Here is a 20,719-nt window from a genome sequence, read left to right as displayed (position 1 = left end):
GGCTTTTTACGGCAAGAAACCTAAGACTTTTTGTTCGGATGTGGCTGTGGTCATGTTGTGGAGCTTTCTAGGCAATCGAGATCAAGTAGCCCGTGTAGGCTGCGTATGACGTGAGAAAAATCCAGCCTTCCCAGCGTTGCAACGTGGCACCTGAGCGGGCAAAGTACACCAGCAGACCGGTGGCACCCAGCATCACCCAAATGTCAAAACTGGCAATTTGGGGCGGAATGTCAATCGGCTCGATGATGGAGGTGGTTCCCAGAATAAAGAACACATTAAAGATGCTCGACCCCACAATATTGCCGTAGGCCACATCGGCATGTTTGCGCAGCGCCGCCATCACCGAAGTCACCAACTCGGGCATGGAAGTGCCTACCGCCACAATCGTCAGCCCGATGATGGTGTCCGAAATCCCCAAACCTTTGGCCATTGCAATGGAGCCGTCCACAAGAAAGCGGGCGCCAAAAATCGTGATCGCAATACCACCCACCGCCATCGCCAGTGACAACGCCAGTTGGCGCGGCCCGCCGCGTGCGTCTTGAGCGCGGTGCTCGGCGACCAGCGCCGCCTCATCGGGGGCGCGCTTTTCCTGCAAATAAACAAACACCACATACGCCAGCAAGCTGGCAAGAAACGCCACACCCACCAGCATGCCCATGCGCCCAGCCAGCACCACACCCAAGCAGGCCAAAGCAGCGGCCGACAGCATCATGGCATCGCGCCTGAAGCCCTTGGGGTTGACGGCCATTGGGTAAATCACCGCCGAGAGTCCCAGGATAAAGAGAATGTTAGCGATGTTGGAGCCCACCACATTGCCCACCGCGATGCCAGGCGAGCCGTTCAGCGCTGCGGTCACACTGGTCACCAGCTCGGGTGTCGAGGTGCCAAACCCCACCAGCGTCAACCCAATCAGTAGCGGCGATACTCCCAGCGACGTAGCCGACGCCACGGCCCCGCGTACCAACAACTCGCCACCCACCAATAGCAACACTAGGCCCAGGCCAACAGACACCCAAATTTCCATACGTTTTATCTCCCAGTTGCGGGCACACCAGCCCATTGATTGCAAGCTGAGTATGCCGCCGAACTTGGCAAATATGCCGGGTGGCGTGAGATTTGCGGCCTGCAACAAATTCTGCGGATCACCACAGCCCTCCACAGCGTTGGGTCGCATCTCGGGGCGAACGCGTGTCAAAGTCAGCTATGGAGCAAACAGTTCGGGAACATCAGTATCCGCTCCTGACCTTGGATTTAACCGGTCGCTGCCACAGTCCAAATGCCCGGCAACGCCACGCTGCCGACGGCCAGTTGAACAAAGTGACTTTCTTCGGTGTAGACCCGCTTGCGAGTTTTGGCACTGCCAGCGACCGACAACTTACGGCAAAAACGAAAGTCGGCTTTCCCAAATCCGTGGGCTATCCTTTGGACCCGGTGTACCGCCGGTATGGCCTCTAAAGAGTCATCCACTTCCAAGTATCCAATGACTCCTTCCGCTGCACTCCTGTCAACGTTCTTTACGCCGCCAATGTCAGCAATATGATTCAGTCGAGGTGAAGTGAAGGGCTGCTATATGAAACTCCGCGGTTAATCCGGTGAGTTTTCCATGTTGGGTTCTAAGACCGGTATCGGGCAGGCATTTCGCCGAAATGAAATTTGGCTTTGGGCACAAAGCTGCCTCCGGACTTCATCGACTGTGAGCCTCGCTTCCTGCCCCCTCGCGCTCAACCCAACCCGGCTACCAAACCCAGTCCGATCAGGCACTCCGAATCTTCCAACACGCGGCCAAATGGGGCTGTTGAGCTCCCTCTCCCGCCCGGCGGGGCGGGAGAGGGTTAGGGGAACGAGTGGGGGTTGCCGCGGAAAAATTGCTACATAGTGAATAGCTTACCTGCGCAGTTCCATTAAGGGCCGCAGTCAGAAACTGCATAAAACTCCAACCGCGAATGGCAGCCGTAAAAAGTCAAGCACCCAATCAGACGTCCAGAGATAGCACGTTGAAACAAGGGACTTGGCAAGATCACCAGCAACGGTAGTAGGATTCAAAACAGACGCTGCGCGATGAAGCCGCTCAGCGCCGATGATTTCAGACCTTGGCCATTGCTGCTGCACCAACTGTTCCGCACTTCATCTGAATCGCAAAAGGAGTCAAAAACACCGTGATATATACAGCCGCCATTCTCGGAGTCGGGGTCCTGATCGGACTGCTGGGCTTCCTGTGGATGCAAGTTGGGCCCGGCTCTGGCCGCACGTTCAGAAATCGCATCGCCGCGCACATCGGTATTTCGAGAAGCCTGTTTCGCTCACTCTTGGTCCACGGCGTCAAAGGTTCGCCCCGTGACCTATTGGTGTCACTTGAAAAGTCGAAACCGGACCTGGACCAAGCGAGCATCAAGCTTGGCCCGTCATTGGCACGGGGCATTGAGCGCCTGGAAGCGCGCTTTGGCCCTCAGGACACGATTGACGAAGTCAAGCCCATCGTAGCGCGGCTTGTGTCAGAAGCTAGTCACAAGCCCAACCCGATCGGCAACCCGAAAATATAGTGCCAAATCATTAGCTGGTACACGCCAAATAAGCGCAAACAGCTATGAAATCAGGAGCAATTAATGCGCCTGTGAATGGCCAACGCGTTTGCCGTGCGGCAAGGTGGACAGGCGGGACAGCATGTGGCGGCAGTAGCCGTTGATCTGCAGGCACTTGTTGATCTCTTCCACCGGCAGCGGGCCAGAGACCACCACGATGTCATTAGCGCTGTCGACCGAGCCGGCCGCCCGAAGACGCCGGCGGGCGGTGGTGGCCCAAGAGTGAATTCGGGTGGGATTGCCATGCTCGTGCAGCTTGCCGGTGCGCAGGTCAAAAGCCAACGCCACGGTGTCGGTCATCAAACGCAGGCGGTGCTCGCCTGTGACCTTGCTGGCGGGCGTGCTGAGGTCATACAAGTGGTAGTTACCCTCTTTGAGCTGGTACTGCAAGGTCATGAAATCTCCTGGTTGCCGGCTATTCTGGAGGGCCCTTGGCGGTTCTAAAGCGATAAAAACACCCAAATTACCCACCAAATCAGGGGCGACGGTGAATCAGGACGCGCGGGGCAACTTTTAGCGCGGCACGTGCTGTGCCAACCATTGGGCGGCCTGCTGTGCCACAGCGTCCAGTGCACCGGGTTCGTCAAACAAATGGGAGGCCCCGGCAATGATGCTCAATGACTTGGTGCAAGTCAGTTGCGCACAGGCTTCGTGGTTGAGGGCGAGCACTTCTTCGTCGCGACTGCCTACCAGCAGCAGCGCGGGAGCGGCGACCTTGCTCAACTCGTGGTGGCCGGCAAGGTCCGGGCGACCACCGCGAGAGACGACTGCGTTGATGTCCTCCCCCAAGGCCGCAGCGGCCTGCAACGCAGCGGCTGCGCCCGTGCCGGCGCCAAAGTAGCCCAAGGGCAAATGCAGGGTGGGGGCGTGTAGCCTGACCCAACCCGTGGTGACCAACAGGCGGTGGGTGAGCAGCGAGATGTCAAAACGGGTGTGGTAGTCCAGCATCTCGGCCACGGTGAGCAGGTCAAGCACCAAGGTGCCCAAGCCTTGGGCGTGCAGGGCTTGGGTGACGGTCGTGTTGTGGGGGTCGTGGCGGCTGCTGTCATTGCCGTGGGCAAACAGCACCAAGCCGCAGCACTGGCCTGGCAGGGTTAGCAAGCCTTCGATGTGGACATCGTCCACGGGAATTTGAATCAGTTGCGCGTCGTTCGCGTTCATGCGCCCATTTTGCGCCGTTCCGGCGGGCTTCGCAAACCGGGTCGGCGCACCCTCGCGCTGCCTCACGGGCTGGCGATTGGTGTCGCCGGCCCGTGGAGTGGCAGCCTTAGACCGTGGTCTTCACTCCGTGAAAGGCGAAAGCCATCTCGGGTTCACGACCGCAGATCAACTCAGCGAGCGCCTTGCCGGAGCCAGCGCCGTGTGTCCAACCCAGCGTACCGTGTCCTGCGTTGACCCACAGCTTGCTGACCTTGGTCTGGCCAATGTAGGGAATGTTGGTGGGCGTGGCAGGGCGCAAGCCAGTCCAGTAGTTGGGTTGGCCGCCTTGCTCGGCATTGCGGGTGTCGCACAGGCCGGGAAACACCTCTTCAATGCGGTTGGACAGCATCTGACAGCGTGCCCGGGCCAGCGGCGTGTCCAGCGACAGGTCGTAGCCGCCAACTTCGATGGTGCCGGCCACGCGCAACTGGTCGCCAAGGCGGCTGATGGCGATTTTTTTCTCGTCGTCAATGGTTGAGACCTTGGGCGCGAGTTCAGGGCGCTTGATCTTGAAGGTGGCGCTGTAGCCTTTGCCGGGGTAAATAGGCAGGTCCACGCCCACGGTGCGCAGTAACGGCGCTGAGTACGAGCCGCAAGCGACCACCACATGGTCCGCGTTCAACTGGCGGGACGCGCCAATGCCGCGCTGGCCGCCAGGCCCGATGCGCGCTGGGCGCACCGCCACAGATTCGATGGCGCCGCCGACCTTGTTCAATTGCACCACGTCGTGGCCATACAAAAATTCTGCGCCGCGGGCAACACAGGCTTTGGCCAGTGCCTGGGTGAAGACGCGGGCATCGCCCGACTCGTCACTGGCGGTGAAGGTTCCCCCCACGATTCGGTCGGAAAACGACTTGAACGCGGGCTCAATGCGCAGCAGTTCGGCCTTGTCCACGACGCGGCGGGAGACGCCGTATTTGCTCATCAACTGGGCGGCGTCACCGGCGGTGTCAAACGATTTCTGGTCGGTGTAGTAGTGGGCGATGCCGCACTCCAGTCGCTGGTATTCAATGCCGGTGCTTTGCACCAGCGACTTCAGGGCCGAGTGGCTGTACGCGCCCAGCGCGACGAGCTGTTGCACATTGCGCTCAAACGCCTTGTCGTTGCATTGACCCAAGAACTTCAGGCTCCACAGCCACTGGTGCCAGTCAAGCTTGGGGCGAAACAGCAGGGGCGCTTCTTTGCTGAACATCCACTTCAGCGCTTTCAGTGGTGCATCCCGGTTGGCCCAGGGTTCGCAGTAGCTCACCGAGATTTGCGCCGCGTTGGCGAAACTCGTTTCCATGGCTGCATCGGGTTGACGGTCAACGACCGTGACCTCGTGGCCCTGCTCCAATAAGTGCCAAGCGGTGCTCACGCCAATAATGCCTGCGCCAAGAATGATGATTTTCATGCGCGCAGTGTGGCCGATCTCCGGTGGTAAAAAAAGTAGAATTAAACTAATATCAAAAACATTAGATTAGCTAATTCGAGGAGGCGGGATGAGTACCTTTGATCCGGATGCCCTGGAGTGTTTGGCGGCCATAGTGGAAGAGGGTGGGTTTGAGCGCGCAGCGGTGCGCTTGTCCATCACCCAGTCGGCCGTGTCGCAGCGGCTTCGCTCGCTGGAGGTGCAGGTCGGCACGGTGTTGATTGTGCGAAGCCGGCCTTTGAAAGCCACCTCGGCCGGTCGCTTGCTGCTCAAGCACGCCATGCAGATGCGCTTGCTGCGAGCCGATCTGGAACGCGACCTCAAAGACTTGACGCCCGGCGTCACTGGCAATGGGCGCGATGAGGAGCGGATCTCGATTGCCATCAACGCTGACAGCATCGCCACCTGGGCCCTGCCGGCGCTGAGTCGCTTGGTGCAACAGGGGTTGGCGATTGAAATTATCACGGACGATCAGGAGTTCACCCACGATTGGCTGCGTGAAGGCCAGGTGCTGGGTTGTGTGACGACCCTCAAGCAGGCGCTGCGCAGTTGCAAAATGCTCCCTCTGGGCGCAATGCGCTACGTGGCAGTGGCCGAGCCAGCCTATGCCGACAAGCATTGCCCGGACGGCATCACGGCCCACAACTTTCGCGCTTTTCCTTTTATTGCCTTCAATCGCAAGGACGGCTTGCAGGCAGAGTTCATTGCCACCAGCTTTAACCTCAAGCGCGTGGCGCTCAGCCAGCTTTACGTGCCCAGTTCTGAAGGCCAGGTGCGGGCGGTGTTGGCGGGCTGGGGCGTCAGTGTGTTGCCAGAGCTGGGAGTGCGTGAGCACCTGGCGCAAGGCCGCTTGGTCAATATCGCCCCGAAACACTCCTTGCCCGTGGAGTTGTATTGGCATTGCTGGAATCTGGATTCGGTGGTGCTGGACGCCTTGACCAGCGCCTTGACTGGCGCGGCCGCGCAGTCATTGGTTTGAACGATTGAGTATCAAAAAAACCAAAGCACCCATGAATCGACGCAGTTGAATAAAATACGACGATGAATACCGCCCCCATCCTCCGAGTTTCCTTCAAGCAGCAAATGCTCAAAGCCCGCGAAGAAGCCATCGTGCAGGCGGTGAATCGGCTGCTGGCTGAGAAAGGCTTTGACGCCATGACGGTAGACGAAGTCGCCGCACAGGTCGGCATTGCCAAAGCCAGTTTATACAAGCACTTTTCCAGCAAAGAGGACCTGGCCGCCGCCGCCATGGTGCGAGTCTTGCGCCAAGCGCAAGCGTTTGTGGAAACCGTGCCAGAGGCACTGGCTCCTGTTGAAAAGTTGCGTCATGTGGTGCACTGGATGCTGGGCATCAAACTGGCCGGTGAGATGCCAGCCCTCCCCAATCAAAACTCTGCGTTGCGCACCGCCTTGGTGGGCAACAAAGACTATATGGACGCCTTGGTGACGGTCAGTGATGTCATGGGTGAGTGGATTGAGGCGGCCCAAGCCGCTGGCGAAGTGAACCCGTCGCTTCCGGCGATTGCCGTGCTGTACACCCTCTACGCGCGGGCCTGCGACCCGGTGGTGGAGTTTCTGAAGATGGGTGGGACGCTCACCGACGACCAAGTCACAGACTTGGTGGTGAGTACCTGTTTTGACGGTCTTAGAACCCGTTGAGATTGTAGATGTTTTTTCGGCCCCTACCCCCGTCCAGCAGGCGTAGGAGGCTATTTAATCAATAGCAAAGTCGGTCACTGACTTAACGAACCAGCATGACCGGCACCTTGCAATGGGACAGCACTTGGGTGGCCACAGAGCCCATCACCAGATTGACCAGCGTGCCGTGACCGTGCGAGCCCATGATCACCAGATCAAAGTCGCCACTGTCTGCGAACTTGGAGATCGACTCGCCTGCGTGGCCCACCTTCCAGCTACTTTTAGCGTCAATGCGGTGGCGCACGAGGAACTTGCTGACCGGGGCCAACACTTTCTCCGCCTCTTCGCTGTAGTATTTTTCAACAATTTCCTTGCCGACCGCCGCGCGAGCGCGAGGGGGCAAGGCAGGTTGGGCCGTGAACACGGTGTAGCTGTTCTTCTCGGAAGAGAACAACTCGTGCGTGGTCAGATAGGCCAGCATTTTCTTGGTGTAAGGGCTACCGTCAACGGCGAGAAGAATGTTCATAGAAGTCTCCTTATTGAGAAGTTAGTGTACTCAAGCTGTCCCAACCTGACATGCGTCAAGTCAACTCGACTTAATTCAGATCAAAAAATGAGGCGGTGGGCGCTGACATTAGAGAGTCATGAAACTGTCGGGCAGAAATGCGGATTGCTCGTTCTTGCGGGCGTAACCCAAGGGGTTGGCGACCACCCGGCAACCGTTTTTCACATAGTTGCTGGGTGCATGCAAGTGGCCGTGCAGCCACAAGCGGGCGTGGATCAGCAGGTGGTCCAGGTCATTGCAAAAACCGGCCGTGCCCGGTGTCATGCCATAGCGGGGGTCGGCGCTCAAGAGGCTGGGCGCAAAATGGGTGACCACCACGGTGTGGCCTTCAAAAGGTTGCGTCAGCGCCTGCGTCAACCAGTCCCGGCAGATGATGGCCTGGTCACGCACCTCAGCAGCCAGCATGGGCACGCCGCGGCGGGTGCCGGAGGTCTTCTTAAGGTAAAAATTGGCGGCGCGAAAGGCCTTGTCTCGGGCTTTCAATTGCTGCGCCAGCCGGTTGGACGTGGGCGCGTCATCCACCGGGCACAGGGCGTCAAAGTCGGTCCATAGCGTGGTGCCCACAAACCGCACTGGCGTGGGCAACTGTTGCGCGCCCAAGTGGGTGTAGGTCACCACTTCACGCTCCAGCCAGGTGATGCCCTGGCGCTCACAGACCTCGCGCAGGCGGGCGTGGGCCTCGTCAAAGTCCAGCGCGTCGTACTCGTGGTTGCCCGGCACAAACAGAACCGGGGTTGGCCAGCCGTGGCGCGGCGAAAAACGCCCCAGCCCGAAGTCGTCATCCGTCAGGCTCGAGTTCACCTGGTAAGAACCAATGTCGCCGGCCAGCACCAGCAAATCCGCCCCGGGCGCCGGGGTGGCGACCCAGTTGGGGTGGGTCTCCAGGTGCAGGTCCGACAAAAGCTGAATGTTCATGGCGTTTATTGTCAGGCAAGCGGTTCATGTGCCCGACTGCGTCGAGGCGACGCCCGCAATGGTGCGGCGAAGCCAATCATGGGCACTGTCCCGGTTGCGCCGATGGTGCCAAAGAGCGTCAATGTTCAGCGGCGGCACGGCAAATGGCAGATCTCGAAGAATAAGTTGGTCCTGCAGGCCGGACACCGCGAGGAAGTGCCGTGGCATGCCCGTCAGCAGGTCGGATTGAGCCGCCAGCGTGCCGGCGGTGAAAAACTGGTTCACCGTGAGTGCAATTTGACGCTCCCGCCCCAGCACGGCCAGCGCCTCGTCGATGAAGCCAAACGGTCGCCCGGAGTAGCTCACCAGCACATGGCGTGCGCTGCAAAATCGGTTCAGAGTGAGTGGGCCCTTGGTCAGCGGGTGGCCCTGACGCATGGCGCAGACGTACTCACCGCTGAACAGTCGCTGGGTGGCAAAGGCCACCGTCTCGCCGGCCTGAGCGCGCGCGGTCAGGTCGCCCAGCACGGAGGGAAAGTAGCCAATCGCCAGATCCGCCCCGTCTTGCTCCAACAGCGGGCGGGGGTCGCGGGTGACCAATGGAACGACACGGATCGACAATTGAGGGGCGTCACGTTCCAGAACGGCCATCAGGCCCGGCAGCAAATTGGCCGACGTGGCGTCCGCCATGGCCAGCACAAAGGTCGCTTGCGCTTCACCGGGTACAAAGGTGCTGGGGGAGATCACATCCTGCAACTGGCGCAGGGCCTCGCGCACCGCCGGCCAAACCGCAAGTCCACGCGGCGTGGGGGCCATGGCTTGGCCACTGCGCTTGATCAGCTCGTCACCCATGGCCTCGCGCAGGCGTCGCAAGGCATTGCTGACGGCTGGCTGGGTGATGGACAGCTTGCGCGCGGCCCGGGTCAGGCTGCGTTCGGTCATCACTTCATCAAAAACCCGAAGCAAATTCAGGTCGAGCTTCTTGAAGTTGGTGGGGGGCATAAGTCAATTTATCACGTCGATGAATAGTTGGCATCATAAATATAAATTAGGCGATACCTAGTGTTTACCCTAATATCGAGACACGTCATCACATTGAGGCGTTTGATTGAAGGAATAAATCATGACCACCTACACACCAACCCGCCACGCGCTGCCACTGGGTCAAACCACCGCACCTGCAGGCCAGACCGCAGGTCACCGCGGCTTGAGCGCCATGTTGCTCGCCGCCATGGTGTCCGCTTTGATCGTAGTCGCTGACCAACTGATCGAAACCTGGGCAGACGGCCATTTGTTGCTGGCCTGGGTGGCTTTGTGGGTGGTTGGCTTTGCTGCACTGGCCCTGTTTGCCGGTTCCGCACAAACATTGGCCAAAGCGACGCTAAGCGCCATGAATGATTGGGCCGCACGCAGTGCGCAGGCTCGTGCAGACCGCCGTTTGTGGGCGTCTGCCCAGGCGGATCCCCGTATCATGGCGGACCTACAGTCCGCTATCGATCGCACTGGCGCGAACTAAATCCCACCCCGGCGCGACGCAGGTCGCAACGGCGCAAAAAAAGCCACCGGGTCCGGTGGCTTTTTTCATGCCTGAGCGCGGTAGCGTCAGGCGCGTTCTGCAGAATGGCAGGTCATGCCATTTTGCGGCTTTTGGGCTGCCTCCTCAGGCCGCCAGTCGCTTCTCCAGCTGCAATTTGGTCTCGACCAATTCTTTGGGCAAGTGGTATGCCAATTGTTGGAACAAGTCGGCATGCAATGCGAGTTCCTGAGTCCAGGCCGCTTTGTCGATGCTTGTCACGGTGTTGAACTGTGCTTCGCTGAAGTTCAGACCGGTCCAGTTGATTTCACCGTAGGTAGGGCTGACGCCAATCGCATGGTCAACACCTTTGGCCTGGCCTTCGAGGCGGTCAATCATCCACTTCAGCACGCGCATGTTATCGCCGTAGCCGGGCCAAACGAACTTGCCGTCGTCGCCTTTGCGGAACCAGTTCACGCAGAAGATGCGTGGCAAGGTGTGGCCCAGAGACTCCAGCTTGTGCTCCATGTTCAGCCAGTGCTGGAAGTAGTCGCTCATGTTGTAGCCACAGAATGGCAGCATGGCAAAGGGATCGCGGCGCACCACGCCCATCTGTCCCACTGCGGCTGCAGTGGTCTCAGAGCCCATGGTCGCGGCCATGTAAACGCCGTCTTGCCAAGTGCGCGCTTCAGTAACCAGTGGCACGGTCGTGGAGCGACGGCCACCGAAGATGAAGGCGTCAATCGGCACGCCAGCTGGGTCGTCCCAGGCGGGGTCCAACGCTGGGTTATTCATGGCGCCGACGGTAAAGCGAGCGTTCGGGTGTGCGGCTTTGGCGCCAGTCTCGCGGGCCAAGGCAGGCGTCCAGTCTTTGCCTTGCCAGTCAATCAAGTGTTGAGGCGCTGTCTCTGTCATGCCTTCCCACCACACGTCGCCGTCGTCGGTCAGCGCCACGTTGGTGAAAATCACATCGCGGTTCAGGCTGGCCATGCAGTTCGGGTTGGTCAGCGTGTTGGTGCCCGGAGCCACGCCAAAATAACCGGCTTCAGGGTTGATGGCGTACATCTTGCCGTCGGCGTGGGGTTTGATCCAGGCAATGTCGTCACCAATGGTGGTCACGCTCCAGCCTTCAAAGCCGGCGGGTGGAATCAGCATCGCAAAGTTGGTCTTGCCACAGGCGCTGGGGAAAGCGGCCGCCACGTGGTACTTTTTGCCTTGTGGGTTGGTGACACCCAAAATCAGCATGTGCTCAGCCAACCACCCCTGGTCGCGCCCCATATTGGATGCAATACGCAGTGCAAAGCATTTCTTGCCCAACAAAGCATTGCCGCCATAACCCGATCCGTAAGACCAGATTTCGCGGGTCTCTGGGTAGTGCACGATGTACTTGGTTTTGTTGCACGGCCATTTCACGTCAGCCTGGCCGGTCTCCAGTGGGGCGGCCACGGTGTGCATGCAAGGCACGAAGTCGCCATTCACGCCCAGCACGTCGTACACGGCTTTGCCCATGCGGGTCATAATTTTTTGGTTCACCGCCACATAGGGGCTGTCGGTCAACTCGATGCCAATGTGGGAAATGTGGGAGCCCAGCGGGCCCATCGAGAACGGCACCACATACATGGTGCGGCCTTTCATGCAGCCGTCAAACAAGGCCTTGGTGGTGTTGGCGCCTTGCTGCAACAAAACACGCATCTCCGCGGGGGCCATCCAGTTGTTGGTGGGGCCGGCGTTTTCTTTTTGCTCGGAGCAGATGTAGGTGCGGTCTTCCACGCGGGCCACGTCCGTGGGATCTGAGCAGGCCAAAAAACTGTTTGGGCGCTTGGCGTCGTTCAACTTTTTGAACGTGCCGGCGTCCACCAATTGCTGGCACAAGCGCGCGTACTCTTCGTCTGAGCCGTCGCACCAGTAAATGGTGTCGGGCTTGGTCAGGGCGGCCATGTCGGCCACCCAGGCAATCAGGCGGGCATTTTTGACATAGCTTGGGGCGTTGAGATCCAAGCCTTGCATTGCGGGAGAGTTCATGAGCGTTCCAAAGTTAAAAATCGTCTTTTCGAAATGCACGGGCTAGCGTTGTCAATCGCCTTGCGAATGCGCTTTGAAAAAACGGTGAAGGGCAAGCCACCGCCTGAGCGGGCCGACATCGTCATGGGTTAAAAGTCATGGAGGGATGGGTCGAAGTTGCCTTGGTGTGGGGCGGCCGGCATTCAAACGGCCGTGCCCAACCCTGATTCTATGAAGCTGTCTTCAAGTTACCTGACAGTTACACGCAAAAGTTATGCGAAAACAGCATTGGTTTATGCGCTTCTGTCGAAGGGCTAAAGCAGAGCTTCGGCGACGAAAGGGTCATAAAGTGCAGGGGAAAAGAAAGGGCCGCTTGACGCGGCCCTTTTTGTCTGCAGCCGCCGGCTGCAGAGATTTCAACGGTTCAAGGTCGTCTCCGCGAGACTGGCGGGTGCCTGTGAACCTTAGATGCAGTCTGTATCAGGCCATGCTGACGGCAATAAACGCCAGCAAAAAGATCAGCACGGCGCCAACCACGGGCAAAACGATGGGGATCATGGGGACAATGGCTTCGACAGGATCGGTCGGGGTGGCGCTGTCGTGGTGAGCTGGCTTTGACATGGGGGTCCTTATGGTCTTGAGTTCAGTATCTTGCGAATTTTACCCATGCGTGCACAATTTGCGTAGATTCCCGAACAGCTCGCGGCCTTGCGTCGTCAAATGACCATGAAACAGCACCCCCAACGCTCCTCTCTTTTTGTATCCGCCTGGCTCTTGGTTGCCGTGTTTTCCGTGGCGGGATGTGCCTCCACGGGTTCAAACAGTGCATCGGCCCGGCCGGTGCTGTACCCCAACGCAACCTTGAACCGGGTGGGCGACGCCGCCGCGCGCGCCGAAATCGACGCCTGCATGGCCCGTGCCCAAGCGGCCGGCCTGAGCCCCGTCGAACAAAACAATGCGGTGGGTCAGCGTGCCGGTCAAGGCGCAGCGGTGGGCGGCGTGGTCGCGGCAGTCGGCGCGCTGGTCACTGGTCGCAATATGGACAGCATATTGACTTCTGGTGTCGCTGGTGCGGCAGTTGGAGGCTCGGCGGGCGCGGTGTCTGGTGCCATGCAGAGCCGACCCAGTCAGCTGTACCGCCAGTATGTGCAGCGCTGCGTCAGCGAAAGAGGCTTCGATGTGATCGGCTGGAACTGACGGCCCGGCACGCCAGGTGCTGATCCAAAATGAGGTGACTACACTCAAGGCTCCACAAGCGACACCTAAGACCTATCAATGGACCTCTTTATCCTGGCGATGCTGTTCGCCGTGGGCGTGAATGCGCTCCGACTCATTGCCCAGCGAAAACGCATTGCCTTGCTGGGCAGCTATCTGGGCAAGTACCAGATCGAGAAGCTGATGGAGACCCTGACTGACGGGTACTTGAGGGCGCTCGGTGAGCAAGACAGTGCGCGGCGAGAGCAGATCTGGCAGTTGCTGGAAACCACTGAAGCCAGCCTGGCCCAGCAGTTCACCGCCTTTGTAGGGGATTTTGCCAAGGTTTCGTCGGAGCAAACCCGAGTCAGCCAATTCGCGCTGGCTTTTCCCTTTGCGGAGCAATTGTTTCCAAGTGCCAGCTTTGATGCCCGCAAATTGTTTGCCATTCATGCCAAGGGTCTGGCCGCAGCCGCCCAGAATGAGCGCCAGCTAAGCCCCCGCGACAAGGCCTTCACCATGATGGCCGAACTGTTTCTGATGCAGCACAGCTGCCACTGGTTTTGCAAATCCAAAGCGGTGGCGTCGGCGCGCTTGGTGTTGCGCCATCAAACTGCCCATGAACAAGTCGTCAAGTCGGTCGCGCCTGACACGCAGCAGGCTTACCGAGCTTTAACGGGCGCCTGAGGCGAGTCAAACCACGCCGCTGAAGAGGTCTGATGGCCCGCAATTCGCCCACTTCTTAGGCGAGATCAACGCGCAAAACTATCTCGGGCTGCTCGCTTCAGTTGTCCAGCGCGAAGTGGGGCTGGAGTCGACGCAGCACGGTCTCGGCTCGGGCCGTGAGCGGCCATTCGGCGCGGTGCAGCAACCAAAGGGTGTCAACCACCCGTGGCGTGCCCTCGACGACCTGAATGGCGTCCGGCTTTGAAAAAGCCAAACGCGCATAACGCGGCAAGACACTGAAGCCCAGGCCTCTGGCCACGGGCTCCAAAATCAGACTGATTTGGTTGGTGAAGCCGCGGCAAGGCAGTGCGTGCGCACCGGGGTGGCCTGGAAAACGCCGGCTGAGCAGGCGCCCCGCCATGGCTTGGCCATCGGGATGGTCGATGAAGCCCAAGCGCTCCAAGTCGGCCCAGGTGTTCACCACCTCGCCAGTAGGGGCCACCAGTTCCAGCGGTTCCTCCGCAAAGCGGGTGACCGTCAAGCGCGCGTCGACGGGTTTGAGCGTGACCAGCCCAAGCTCAAAACGGTTTTCCAACACCGCTTGAAGCACCTCGGTGTCAGGCGCGAACCGATGGCGAATGCTCAGTCCGGGGTGGGCTTGCTGGATGTCGAGCAGGTGACGGTGCAGCGTCAGCCCAATGCTTCCGGGAGTGATCAGACTCACCTCGCCTTGTTCGACGTCTGCCGAGGAAAGCCGCTGTTGCAGGCGTTGGTCAGCCGTGCCCACTTCGGCGCAATAGTCCAGCAACGCTAAGCCGGCTGGGGTCAGTTCAAGCTGACGCGGGCGCCGGATCAAGAGTGTGCCCAAGCGTTCCTCCAGGCGCTGCACATGCTGGCTGACCGCGGCCTGGGTCAGGTCCAGTCGCTCCGCACAGCGAGTGAAGTTGCCCAGTTCGGCGAGCGTGGCGAAGGTGCGGAGCCATTGAGGATTGAGCATAACGATATCTTATCGAAATGATCAGCGATGCGTCATTGTGTTTATGTCGTGAGATTTTTAGACTGGGGACTTCCTATTCAAAACAAGGCTCGCTCATGTCCAGCGTCTATCCCCGCAGTTTTTCCCACCTAGGTTTGTCAGTCACCGATCTCGACGCCGCCGTCAAGTTTTACTCCGAAGTCATGGGGTGGTATCTGATCATGCCGCCCACCACCATCCGCGAGGATGAGTCGGCCATTGGCGTGATGTGCACCGACGTTTTTGGCGCGGGCTGGGGCTCGTTTCGCATTGCTCATTTCTCAACAGGAGACCGCATCGGCGTAGAAATGTTTGAGTTTCGGAACGCCGAGAAGCCACAGAACAACTTTGAGTACTGGAAAACGGGCATCTTTCACTTTTGCGTGCAGGACCCGGACGTTGAAGGATTGGCCGCCAAAATCGTTGCCGCTGGTGGCAAGCAACGTATGCCGGTGCGTGAGTACTTCCCCGGCGAGAAGCCGTACCGTATGGTCTACATGGAAGATCCGTTTGGCAATATCCTCGAAATTTACAGCCACAGCTATGAGTTGACGTACGCGGCAGGTGCCTACCAGTCGATGCCCGCTCAAACGGCGTAAGGCGCGCCGCCATCCTTACCGTCTCTTTCGAGTGACCTTGGCAACGCGCTTTTCAGGCGCCCCCAACGCAGTGCGGGCGAGCGCGTCGGCCTCGCCGTTGCGGTGACGTGGTGTCCAGATCAGGGTGGCTTGCTGGAAAGAGTTGAACAGCGTTCGGGCTTCATCAAACAGGGCAGCCAAGCGGGCGACCGGTTTGGCCTTGTCACCGCTCACCTGTTCGACGACCACACTGTTGTCGCAATGGATGAGCAGCGAGTCGGCCCCCAATCGCTTCAATGCTTGGAGTGTCGCCAGCAGCGCTCTGACCTCAGCCTCATTGTTGCAACCGATCGCTTGTGAGGCGTGTGAGAGTGTGTGGCGCGTGCCATCAGGTGCCGTCATCACCGCGCCCCAGCCCATGCGGCCCGGGTTGGGCATGGCGCTGCCGTCGCAGTAAACAATCCAATGATCCATGTACAGTTTTTGGCTGGGTTCGCATGCCGACCAGTCCGGTGTGCCTCAGCACCTCCCTTTCTTTGCTCAGCGAACCGTCTGCGCCTCCAGGCCCACTTTCGCAAGTTCGGCCAGCACGTCGGCAATGTGTTGCGGGCCACGGGTTTGGATGACCAGTTCGACCTCGACGTTTTGCGCCGCCAGCGTGGTGAAGGCGCGTTGGTGGTGTACCTCGTCGATGTTGGCGCCGGCATCGGCCACGGTGGCCGTGATTTTGGCCAAGGTGCCGGGCACATCACGGGCGCTGACGCGGATGCGGGCCAGTCGGCCAGCGCGCACCATGCCGCGCTCAATGATGGCCGCCAGCAGCAGCGGGTCGATGTTGCCCCCGCACAGCACCAGTCCAACCCGCTTGCCTTTGAATCGCTCGGGGTACTTCAGCAAGGCCGCCAGGCCGGCAGCGCCGGCGCCTTCCACCAGCGTTTTTTCGACTTCCAACAGCATGACGATGGCTTGCTCAATGTCGCCTTCGTCCACCAGCAACAAGTCGTCCACCAACCGCTCAATGATGGTTTGCGGCAGTTTTCCGGGCGAGCCCACTGCAATGCCTTCGGCGATGCTACTGGTGCCTTGCGGGTGCTGCGTGCCCTTGATGGCGTTGAACATGGCGGGAAAGCGCGAGGTTTGCACGCCAATCACTTCAATCTTTGGGTTGATCGCCTTGGCCGCCGTGGCCATGCCGGAAATCAGCCCGCCGCCGCCAATGGCAATCACCAGCGTGTCCAGATCCGGCACCTCTTCGAGCATTTCCAGTGCGACCGTGCCCTGGCCCGCAATGATGTCGGCGTCGTCATAGGGGTGAACAAAGGTCAGGTGGCGGGCTTCGGCCAGTGCAAAGGCGTGGGCACGGGCTTCGTCCAGGGTGTCGCCGTGCAGCACGATCTCTGCGCCAAAGCCGCGTGTGCGCTCGACCTTGACACCGGGGGTGAAGCGAGGCATCACGATCACGGCGTGCAGGCCCAAACGCTGCGCGTGATAGGCCACGCCCTGGGCATGGTTACCCGCGCTCATGGCGACCACGCCGCGTTGCTGTTCCTCGGGGGTGAGCTGCACCAGCTTGTTGCACGCACCGCGCTCCTTGAATGACGCGGTGAACTGCAGGTTTTCAAATTTGAGAAACACATGCGCGCCGACGATGTCGGACAAGGTGCGTGAGGCCACAAACGGCGTCTCTTGTAACTGCCCTTGCAGGCGGGCAGCGGCGGCCTGGATGTCTTTGAGTTCTATCATCGCGAGATTGTGCTTGAAGACGCCGCCCCACCGCCGTGAGAGGCGGCTTTAGCGGCCGCGTGTGCCTATCACGGCGGCGCTCATGATCAGCGCCGCCGCCGCCCCAATACTCAGTGTCAAAGGTTGCCCGCTGATAAGCACCAGCACCGCTGTGGACGCCAATGGGGTGATGTAGCTGAGGATGCCAATCTGGCGTGCGTCTCCCAGTTTGAGCGCCTTGTCCCACAAGAAAAATGAGGCACCCAGTGGGCCGAAGCCCAAGAGGGCCAGCAACAGCCAGTCTTGCGTGCTCAAGTTCACGGCAGGCTCCAGTGCCCAGTGACACAGCAGGGACAACGCGCCGGACACCAATCCGAACAGGCCAATGGCAGCGGTGGGAAATCCTTGCCCTTTGAGCGACAGACGCTTGCTTTGCAAAGAGTAGTTGGCCCAGGTAAAGGCCGCACCCAGTGCCAGCAGGTAGCCCGGCCAGGCGCCCCAGCGCCCGAAGTCTTTAGTGTCCACTGCCCCGGTTTGTGCGCCCAGGATGGCGATGGCTGCCCCACCAAAGCCCATGGCAGCTGCCAACCAATGCACGCCGCGCAAGTGCATGTTGGGCAAATAGAAGGGCGCCAGTACCACCAAAAACAGCGGCCACAGGTAGTTGATGAGGTTCACCTCGACCGAGGGTGCCATGCGCAAACCCATGAACAGCAAAAAGTGATACCCAAACAGAGAACCGACGCCAGTCGCCAGCGTGCGGGGGTGGACGCGCCACAGCGAGGGTTGGCGAAACACGGCGGGCCACGCCAGCAGGCTGCCCAGCATCAGGGTCACGCCGGTCAGAAAAAAGGCGGGCACATGACGCAAGGCCACACTCAGCGCGGCCAAAGAGACCCACAGCGCGATAGCGGACAGGGCGTAAAGATTGGATTTCATGGCGGCAGTGTAGGGTCACTGCCTGGTGCCAAAAGTGAGGGGCTGGACCCGAAAGGCGGGGCGCCAGCGGCCCTCGTTTCAGCAGTCGCGTTCGCCCGGTCCGCCCCCTGCGATCAGCCGGGACGCTGGTCGGTGGAGGGACGCTTCCACAGGTTGATCCCGCCGTCCACTGCGTGGGCATCAATGGCGGTCAGTTCTTCGGCGGTGAAGTCCAGTTGGGTCAGGGCGCCGGCCAACTCGGTGATTTGTGCCGGTCGGCTGGCGCCAATCAGGGCGGAGGTCACGCGGGCATCGCGCAGCACCCAGGCAATCGCCATCTGTGCCAGGCTTTGGCCGCGTGCCAGCGCCATTTCATTCAGGGCACGCACGTGTTTGAGGTTTTGCTCGCTCAGGTGTTCGGACTTTAATGAGCCGCCGCCGGGGCGGTTGATGCGGGCGTCTTCAGGAATGCCGTTCAGGTATTTGTTGGTCAACAGGCCTTGCGCCAGCGCGCTGAACGCAATGCAGCCCATGCCAGTGTCAGTGAGTGCGTCCAGCAAATCCTCTTCAATCCAGCGGTTCATCATGCTGTAAGACGGCTGGTGAATCAGCGGCGCCACACCCATGGAGCGAAGAATGGCCGCGGCTTCACGGGTTTTGGCGGCTGAATAGCTGCTGATGCCCACATACAACGCCTTGCCCTGTTGCACGGCTGTGGCCAGCGCGCCCATGGTTTCTTCCAGCGGGGTGTCGGGGTCAAACCGGTGCGAATAGAAGATGTCCACATAGTCCAGCCCCATGCGTTTCAGGCTCTGGTCCAGGCTGGCCAGCACGTATTTGCGCGATCCCCCGCCTTGGCCGTAGGGGCCGGGCCACATGTCCCAACCGGCTTTGCTGGAGATGATGAGCTCGTCGCGGTAGGGCTTGAAGTCGCGGCGCATGTGCTCGCCAAAATTGGTTTCGGCGCTGCCAAAAGGGGGTCCGTAGTTGTTGGCCAAGTCGAAATGAGTGATGCCAAGGTCAAACGCCGTGCGCAGCATGGCGCGCTGGGTTTCCATGGGTGTGGCGTCGCCAAAGTTGTGCCACAGGCCAAGCGTGATGGCCGGCAGTTTGAGGCCGCTGCGACCGCTGGTGCGGTAAGGCATCGTGTCGTAGCGTTGGGGGTTGGCTTGGTAATTCATGCGGTTTCCCTGTCTGTTTTGTAAGAAAAAGTGAGCGTTGGCCCTTGATAAACCTGCGGAAGATGCTATCAATAGCGAAGCGAGTGAGGCTTGTCGCACCGACATTCTCTGCCAATCCCCGCTTCTTTGTTACCGCAGGGTTACCCCGGTTGATGGCTCGACAGGTGCACACATCCCGAGGGTTGATTTACGGCACCAGTTCTTCATACTTCGGGAAACGGTCTGTTGGATTGCGTCGCGTGCAGCACTGGCCGCACGCCCAATTGCCCCTTGGGGGCGACATTCACCCTTCGGAGGTTTCATCATGACAAAGCCCGCCAACACCAAAATTCGACCTGGCGTGTCCGGGACCCAAAAACACCTGGTTCAGCAGGGCACGGCCGTCTCAGAGGTGTTGACCAGTGCGCTGCGCAACATTCAACTGATTCAGTCCAACGCGGGGGCGGAGATATTCACCCGAAATTTGGACAGCTGGGTTCCCGCTCTCTCGCCCGGCGGCGGAGCGCCTTATTGGTTTCAGCAAATTCCCCGGCTTTACAGCGCGCAGGCCGCGGCCTTGATGAAGTCGGCCGCGGACACTTTTAATGAATGGGTGCAGGCGCAGCAGACCCTCATGGAGATGGGTAGCCAGTCGTCCTGGCCTGGCGTCAACGAGTCCGCCGAAGCCACCACCCAAGCGCTCAGAAAGTTCTACAGCCGGCGGGTGACCGCAGAAGTGATTTCCTTTCCTGACAGGCGGGCAGCCTGAACCTGCACAGCAGGGAGCAAGAAGGCGGTGCGTACACTGCCCGCATGAAACTCACCTATCTGTACCTCACTATCGCCATCGTGGCGGAGGTCATTGCCACCAGCTTTCTGAAAAGCTCAGACTGCTTCACCAAGCTAATTCCGAGCGTCGTGACCGTGCTGGGGTATTCCATTTCGTTTGCCTTTTTGTCCCTCACACTGCGGGTGATGCCGATTGGGGTGGCCTACGCCATCTGGGCGGGTGCAGGGGTGGTGCTGATTGCTTCAGTAGGCTGGCTTTGGCACGGCCAGGCGCTGGACGCGCCAGCGCTCATCGGCCTGGGGCTGATCATCTCTGGCGTGGTGGTGGTCAACCTGTTTTCCAAAACCGTGAGTCACTGAATGACTATGACTCAAGTGCAGCACGACCCGTTGGCGCCTTGAAGCTGAATGGGCGGGCAGGGGTGCGTGCCATATGAGCAAAAAACACAGCAGTCACCGGGTAACGGTTTGAGCACGGTGTGGCATTGGTCGCACTTGTAAAACCACTGGCAGGCGTCGCTGGGCATGGTCTCGGTTTTGGTGAAACCACACTCCGGGCAACGCAGGGTCGAGAGCAGGATGACCTCGCTCATGGGCTCGCAATCAAAAGGGTAGCAGGGTAGCCCGCATTGGCGGTGGCTGCGGTGAGTGCCGCCACGTTGGTTTGGGCGTCGTCAAACACCACCACCGCTTGCCGTTTGTCAAAGTTCACGCGGGCTTGGCTGACGCCGGGCACCTGCGTGAGCGCTTTCTTGACCGTGATCGGGCACACGGGGCAGTCCATGGACGGCACGGCAAGCGTCACAGTGCGGGTGCCTGCGCTGACCGTGAGCGAACCAAGTGCCAGTGCAAAGAGGATGGTGAGTGTTTTCATAG

General features: G+C 59.8%; 26 protein-coding genes. 9 read left to right on the top strand and 17 right to left on the bottom strand.

Annotation, left to right across the window (positions count from 1 at the left end; all coding sequences use genetic code 11):
• Positions 1-67 precede the first annotated feature (67 nt).
• On the bottom strand, positions 68-1,174 hold the full coding sequence (locus J8G15_RS13965) for a calcium/sodium antiporter (RefSeq protein WP_210542762.1): 1,107 nt from the start codon (positions 1,172-1,174) through the stop codon (positions 68-70).
• Between the two features lie 77 nt (positions 1,175-1,251).
• Positions 1,252-1,467, bottom strand: a complete 216-nt coding sequence (locus J8G15_RS13960; protein ID WP_210542761.1) for a hypothetical protein — start codon at positions 1,465-1,467, stop codon at positions 1,252-1,254.
• A 689-nt stretch (positions 1,468-2,156) separates the two neighbouring features.
• On the opposite strand from J8G15_RS13960, the gene J8G15_RS13955 reads away from it, so the two are divergent.
• Positions 2,157-2,540 (top strand): hypothetical protein, encoded by a 384-nt coding sequence (locus J8G15_RS13955; RefSeq protein WP_210542760.1) that lies wholly within the window; start codon positions 2,157-2,159, stop codon positions 2,538-2,540.
• A 60-nt stretch (positions 2,541-2,600) separates the two neighbouring features.
• On the opposite strand, the gene J8G15_RS13950 is transcribed toward J8G15_RS13955, so the two are convergent.
• From J8G15_RS13950 to J8G15_RS13940, 3 genes are all read right to left on the bottom strand, one after another.
• Complete coding sequence (locus tag J8G15_RS13950) at positions 2,601-2,975, bottom strand: hypothetical protein (RefSeq protein WP_210542759.1); 375 nt, start codon at positions 2,973-2,975, stop codon at positions 2,601-2,603.
• A gap of 117 nt (positions 2,976-3,092) precedes the next feature.
• On the bottom strand, positions 3,093-3,740 hold the full coding sequence (locus J8G15_RS13945; RefSeq protein WP_210542758.1) for a dienelactone hydrolase family protein: 648 nt from the start codon (positions 3,738-3,740) through the stop codon (positions 3,093-3,095).
• 106 nt (positions 3,741-3,846) lie between these two features.
• Complete coding sequence (locus J8G15_RS13940; RefSeq protein ID WP_210542757.1) at positions 3,847-5,172, bottom strand: D-amino acid dehydrogenase; 1,326 nt, start codon at positions 5,170-5,172, stop codon at positions 3,847-3,849.
• A gap of 88 nt (positions 5,173-5,260) precedes the next feature.
• Here J8G15_RS13940 and J8G15_RS13935 point away from each other — a divergent pair, with 88 nt between their 5' ends.
• Together J8G15_RS13935 and J8G15_RS13930 are read left to right on the top strand one after the other, a co-directional pair.
• On the top strand, positions 5,261-6,169 hold the full coding sequence (locus J8G15_RS13935; protein ID WP_210542755.1) for a LysR family transcriptional regulator ArgP: 909 nt from the start codon (positions 5,261-5,263) through the stop codon (positions 6,167-6,169).
• Between the two features lie 62 nt (positions 6,170-6,231).
• On the top strand, positions 6,232-6,849 hold the full coding sequence (locus tag J8G15_RS13930) for a TetR/AcrR family transcriptional regulator (protein WP_240538295.1): 618 nt from the start codon (positions 6,232-6,234) through the stop codon (positions 6,847-6,849).
• Positions 6,850-6,931: 82 nt separating this feature from the next.
• Here the strand turns inward: J8G15_RS13930 and J8G15_RS13925 are convergent, their stop codons facing one another.
• The 3 genes from J8G15_RS13925 to J8G15_RS13915 form a co-directional block, all read right to left on the bottom strand.
• Complete coding sequence (locus J8G15_RS13925; RefSeq protein ID WP_210542754.1) at positions 6,932-7,354, bottom strand: universal stress protein; 423 nt, start codon at positions 7,352-7,354, stop codon at positions 6,932-6,934.
• A gap of 108 nt (positions 7,355-7,462) precedes the next feature.
• Complete coding sequence (locus J8G15_RS13920) at positions 7,463-8,308, bottom strand: metallophosphoesterase (protein WP_210542753.1); 846 nt, start codon at positions 8,306-8,308, stop codon at positions 7,463-7,465.
• Positions 8,309-8,332: 24 nt separating this feature from the next.
• On the bottom strand, positions 8,333-9,289 hold the full coding sequence (locus J8G15_RS13915) for a LysR family transcriptional regulator (protein WP_210542752.1): 957 nt from the start codon (positions 9,287-9,289) through the stop codon (positions 8,333-8,335).
• A 121-nt stretch (positions 9,290-9,410) separates the two neighbouring features.
• Here J8G15_RS13915 and J8G15_RS13910 point away from each other — a divergent pair, with 121 nt between their 5' ends.
• On the top strand, positions 9,411-9,803 hold the full coding sequence (locus J8G15_RS13910) for a hypothetical protein (RefSeq protein WP_210542751.1): 393 nt from the start codon (positions 9,411-9,413) through the stop codon (positions 9,801-9,803).
• 144 nt (positions 9,804-9,947) lie between these two features.
• Here J8G15_RS13910 and J8G15_RS13905 read toward each other — a convergent pair whose 3' ends face one another.
• Together J8G15_RS13905 and J8G15_RS13900 are read right to left on the bottom strand one after the other, a co-directional pair.
• On the bottom strand, positions 9,948-11,822 hold the full coding sequence (locus J8G15_RS13905; protein ID WP_210542750.1) for a phosphoenolpyruvate carboxykinase (GTP): 1,875 nt from the start codon (positions 11,820-11,822) through the stop codon (positions 9,948-9,950).
• A 459-nt stretch (positions 11,823-12,281) separates the two neighbouring features.
• Positions 12,282-12,422: a hypothetical protein gene (locus J8G15_RS13900; RefSeq protein WP_210542749.1), complete on the bottom strand. Its 141-nt coding sequence runs from the start codon at positions 12,420-12,422 to the stop codon at positions 12,282-12,284.
• Between the two features lie 105 nt (positions 12,423-12,527).
• Between J8G15_RS13900 and J8G15_RS13895 the strand changes: the two genes are divergently transcribed.
• Entirely contained in the window at positions 12,528-12,998 is a 471-nt protein-coding gene (locus J8G15_RS13895; protein ID WP_210542748.1) for a glycine zipper family protein, read from the top strand.
• Positions 12,999-13,076: 78 nt separating this feature from the next.
• Complete coding sequence (locus J8G15_RS13890) at positions 13,077-13,682, top strand: hypothetical protein (protein ID WP_210542747.1); 606 nt, start codon at positions 13,077-13,079, stop codon at positions 13,680-13,682.
• 97 nt (positions 13,683-13,779) lie between these two features.
• Here the strand turns inward: J8G15_RS13890 and J8G15_RS13885 are convergent, their stop codons facing one another.
• A complete protein-coding gene (locus tag J8G15_RS13885; protein ID WP_210542746.1) occupies positions 13,780-14,658 on the bottom strand; it encodes a LysR family transcriptional regulator in 879 nt (292 codons plus the stop codon).
• A gap of 95 nt (positions 14,659-14,753) precedes the next feature.
• Between J8G15_RS13885 and J8G15_RS13880 the strand changes: the two genes are divergently transcribed.
• Entirely contained in the window at positions 14,754-15,275 is a 522-nt protein-coding gene (locus J8G15_RS13880; RefSeq protein WP_210542744.1) for a lactoylglutathione lyase family protein, read from the top strand.
• Positions 15,276-15,290: 15 nt separating this feature from the next.
• Here the strand turns inward: J8G15_RS13880 and J8G15_RS13875 are convergent, their stop codons facing one another.
• The 4 genes from J8G15_RS13875 to mgrA form a co-directional block, all read right to left on the bottom strand.
• Entirely contained in the window at positions 15,291-15,728 is a 438-nt protein-coding gene (locus tag J8G15_RS13875) for a ribonuclease HI family protein (protein ID WP_210542742.1), read from the bottom strand.
• 66 nt (positions 15,729-15,794) lie between these two features.
• Complete coding sequence (locus tag J8G15_RS13870; protein WP_210542740.1) at positions 15,795-16,997, bottom strand: threonine ammonia-lyase; 1,203 nt, start codon at positions 16,995-16,997, stop codon at positions 15,795-15,797.
• 48 nt (positions 16,998-17,045) lie between these two features.
• Entirely contained in the window at positions 17,046-17,915 is an 870-nt protein-coding gene (locus tag J8G15_RS13865; protein WP_210542738.1) for a DMT family transporter, read from the bottom strand.
• Positions 17,916-18,028: 113 nt separating this feature from the next.
• A complete protein-coding gene (gene mgrA, locus J8G15_RS13860; protein ID WP_210542737.1) occupies positions 18,029-19,075 on the bottom strand; it encodes an L-glyceraldehyde 3-phosphate reductase in 1,047 nt (348 codons plus the stop codon).
• A gap of 304 nt (positions 19,076-19,379) precedes the next feature.
• Here mgrA and J8G15_RS13855 point away from each other — a divergent pair, with 304 nt between their 5' ends.
• Complete coding sequence (locus J8G15_RS13855) at positions 19,380-19,823, top strand: hypothetical protein (RefSeq protein WP_210542736.1); 444 nt, start codon at positions 19,380-19,382, stop codon at positions 19,821-19,823.
• 44 nt (positions 19,824-19,867) lie between these two features.
• Positions 19,868-20,203 carry a multidrug efflux SMR transporter gene (locus J8G15_RS13850; RefSeq protein WP_210542735.1) on the top strand — a complete coding sequence of 112 codons (336 nt, stop codon included), beginning with the start codon at positions 19,868-19,870 and terminating at the stop codon, positions 20,201-20,203.
• A gap of 11 nt (positions 20,204-20,214) precedes the next feature.
• Here the strand turns inward: J8G15_RS13850 and J8G15_RS13845 are convergent, their stop codons facing one another.
• A complete protein-coding gene (locus tag J8G15_RS13845; protein ID WP_210542734.1) occupies positions 20,215-20,436 on the bottom strand; it encodes a GDCCVxC domain-containing (seleno)protein in 222 nt (73 codons plus the stop codon).
• Positions 20,433-20,717, bottom strand: coding sequence for a mercury resistance system periplasmic binding protein MerP (gene merP / locus J8G15_RS13840; RefSeq protein WP_210542733.1), 285 nt, complete (start codon positions 20,715-20,717; stop codon positions 20,433-20,435). Before merP ends, J8G15_RS13845 begins: the two co-directional genes overlap by 4 nt.
• Positions 20,718-20,719 lie beyond the last annotated feature (2 nt).

This window comes from Rhodoferax sp. PAMC 29310 (assembly GCF_017948265.1).
Taxonomy (GTDB): domain Bacteria; phylum Pseudomonadota; class Gammaproteobacteria; order Burkholderiales; family Burkholderiaceae_C; genus Rhodoferax.
This window is presented reverse-complemented; position numbering and strand designations above follow the sequence as displayed.

Coding starts and splice junctions, on each gene's coding strand:
- J8G15_RS13965 (WP_210542762.1), bottom strand. CDS start 1,174: ATGCGACCCAACGCTGTGGAGGGCTGTGGTGATCCGCAGAATTTGTTG.
- J8G15_RS13950 (WP_210542759.1), bottom strand. CDS start 2,975: ATGACCTTGCAGTACCAGCTCAAAGAGGGTAACTACCACTTGTATGAC.
- J8G15_RS13945 (WP_210542758.1), bottom strand. CDS start 3,740: ATGAACGCGAACGACGCGCAACTGATTCAAATTCCCGTGGACGATGTC.
- J8G15_RS13940 (WP_210542757.1), bottom strand. CDS start 5,172: ATGAAAATCATCATTCTTGGCGCAGGCATTATTGGCGTGAGCACCGCT.
- J8G15_RS13935 (WP_210542755.1), top strand. CDS start 5,261: ATGAGTACCTTTGATCCGGATGCCCTGGAGTGTTTGGCGGCCATAGTG.
- J8G15_RS13930 (WP_240538295.1), top strand. CDS start 6,232: ATGAATACCGCCCCCATCCTCCGAGTTTCCTTCAAGCAGCAAATGCTC.
- J8G15_RS13925 (WP_210542754.1), bottom strand. CDS start 7,354: ATGAACATTCTTCTCGCCGTTGACGGTAGCCCTTACACCAAGAAAATG.
- J8G15_RS13920 (WP_210542753.1), bottom strand. CDS start 8,308: ATGAACATTCAGCTTTTGTCGGACCTGCACCTGGAGACCCACCCCAAC.
- J8G15_RS13915 (WP_210542752.1), bottom strand. CDS start 9,289: ATGCCCCCCACCAACTTCAAGAAGCTCGACCTGAATTTGCTTCGGGTT.
- J8G15_RS13910 (WP_210542751.1), top strand. CDS start 9,411: ATGACCACCTACACACCAACCCGCCACGCGCTGCCACTGGGTCAAACC.
- J8G15_RS13905 (WP_210542750.1), bottom strand. CDS start 11,822: ATGAACTCTCCCGCAATGCAAGGCTTGGATCTCAACGCCCCAAGCTAT.
- J8G15_RS13900 (WP_210542749.1), bottom strand. CDS start 12,422: ATGTCAAAGCCAGCTCACCACGACAGCGCCACCCCGACCGATCCTGTC.
- J8G15_RS13895 (WP_210542748.1), top strand. CDS start 12,528: ATGAAACAGCACCCCCAACGCTCCTCTCTTTTTGTATCCGCCTGGCTC.
- J8G15_RS13890 (WP_210542747.1), top strand. CDS start 13,077: ATGGACCTCTTTATCCTGGCGATGCTGTTCGCCGTGGGCGTGAATGCG.
- J8G15_RS13885 (WP_210542746.1), bottom strand. CDS start 14,658: ATGCTCAATCCTCAATGGCTCCGCACCTTCGCCACGCTCGCCGAACTG.
- J8G15_RS13880 (WP_210542744.1), top strand. CDS start 14,754: ATGTCCAGCGTCTATCCCCGCAGTTTTTCCCACCTAGGTTTGTCAGTC.
- J8G15_RS13875 (WP_210542742.1), bottom strand. CDS start 15,728: ATGGATCATTGGATTGTTTACTGCGACGGCAGCGCCATGCCCAACCCG.
- J8G15_RS13870 (WP_210542740.1), bottom strand. CDS start 16,997: ATGATAGAACTCAAAGACATCCAGGCCGCCGCTGCCCGCCTGCAAGGG.
- J8G15_RS13865 (WP_210542738.1), bottom strand. CDS start 17,915: ATGAAATCCAATCTTTACGCCCTGTCCGCTATCGCGCTGTGGGTCTCT.
- mgrA (WP_210542737.1), bottom strand. CDS start 19,075: ATGAATTACCAAGCCAACCCCCAACGCTACGACACGATGCCTTACCGC.
- J8G15_RS13855 (WP_210542736.1), top strand. CDS start 19,380: ATGACAAAGCCCGCCAACACCAAAATTCGACCTGGCGTGTCCGGGACC.
- J8G15_RS13850 (WP_210542735.1), top strand. CDS start 19,868: ATGAAACTCACCTATCTGTACCTCACTATCGCCATCGTGGCGGAGGTC.
- J8G15_RS13845 (WP_210542734.1), bottom strand. CDS start 20,436: ATGAGCGAGGTCATCCTGCTCTCGACCCTGCGTTGCCCGGAGTGTGGT.
- merP (WP_210542733.1), bottom strand. CDS start 20,717: ATGAAAACACTCACCATCCTCTTTGCACTGGCACTTGGTTCGCTCACG.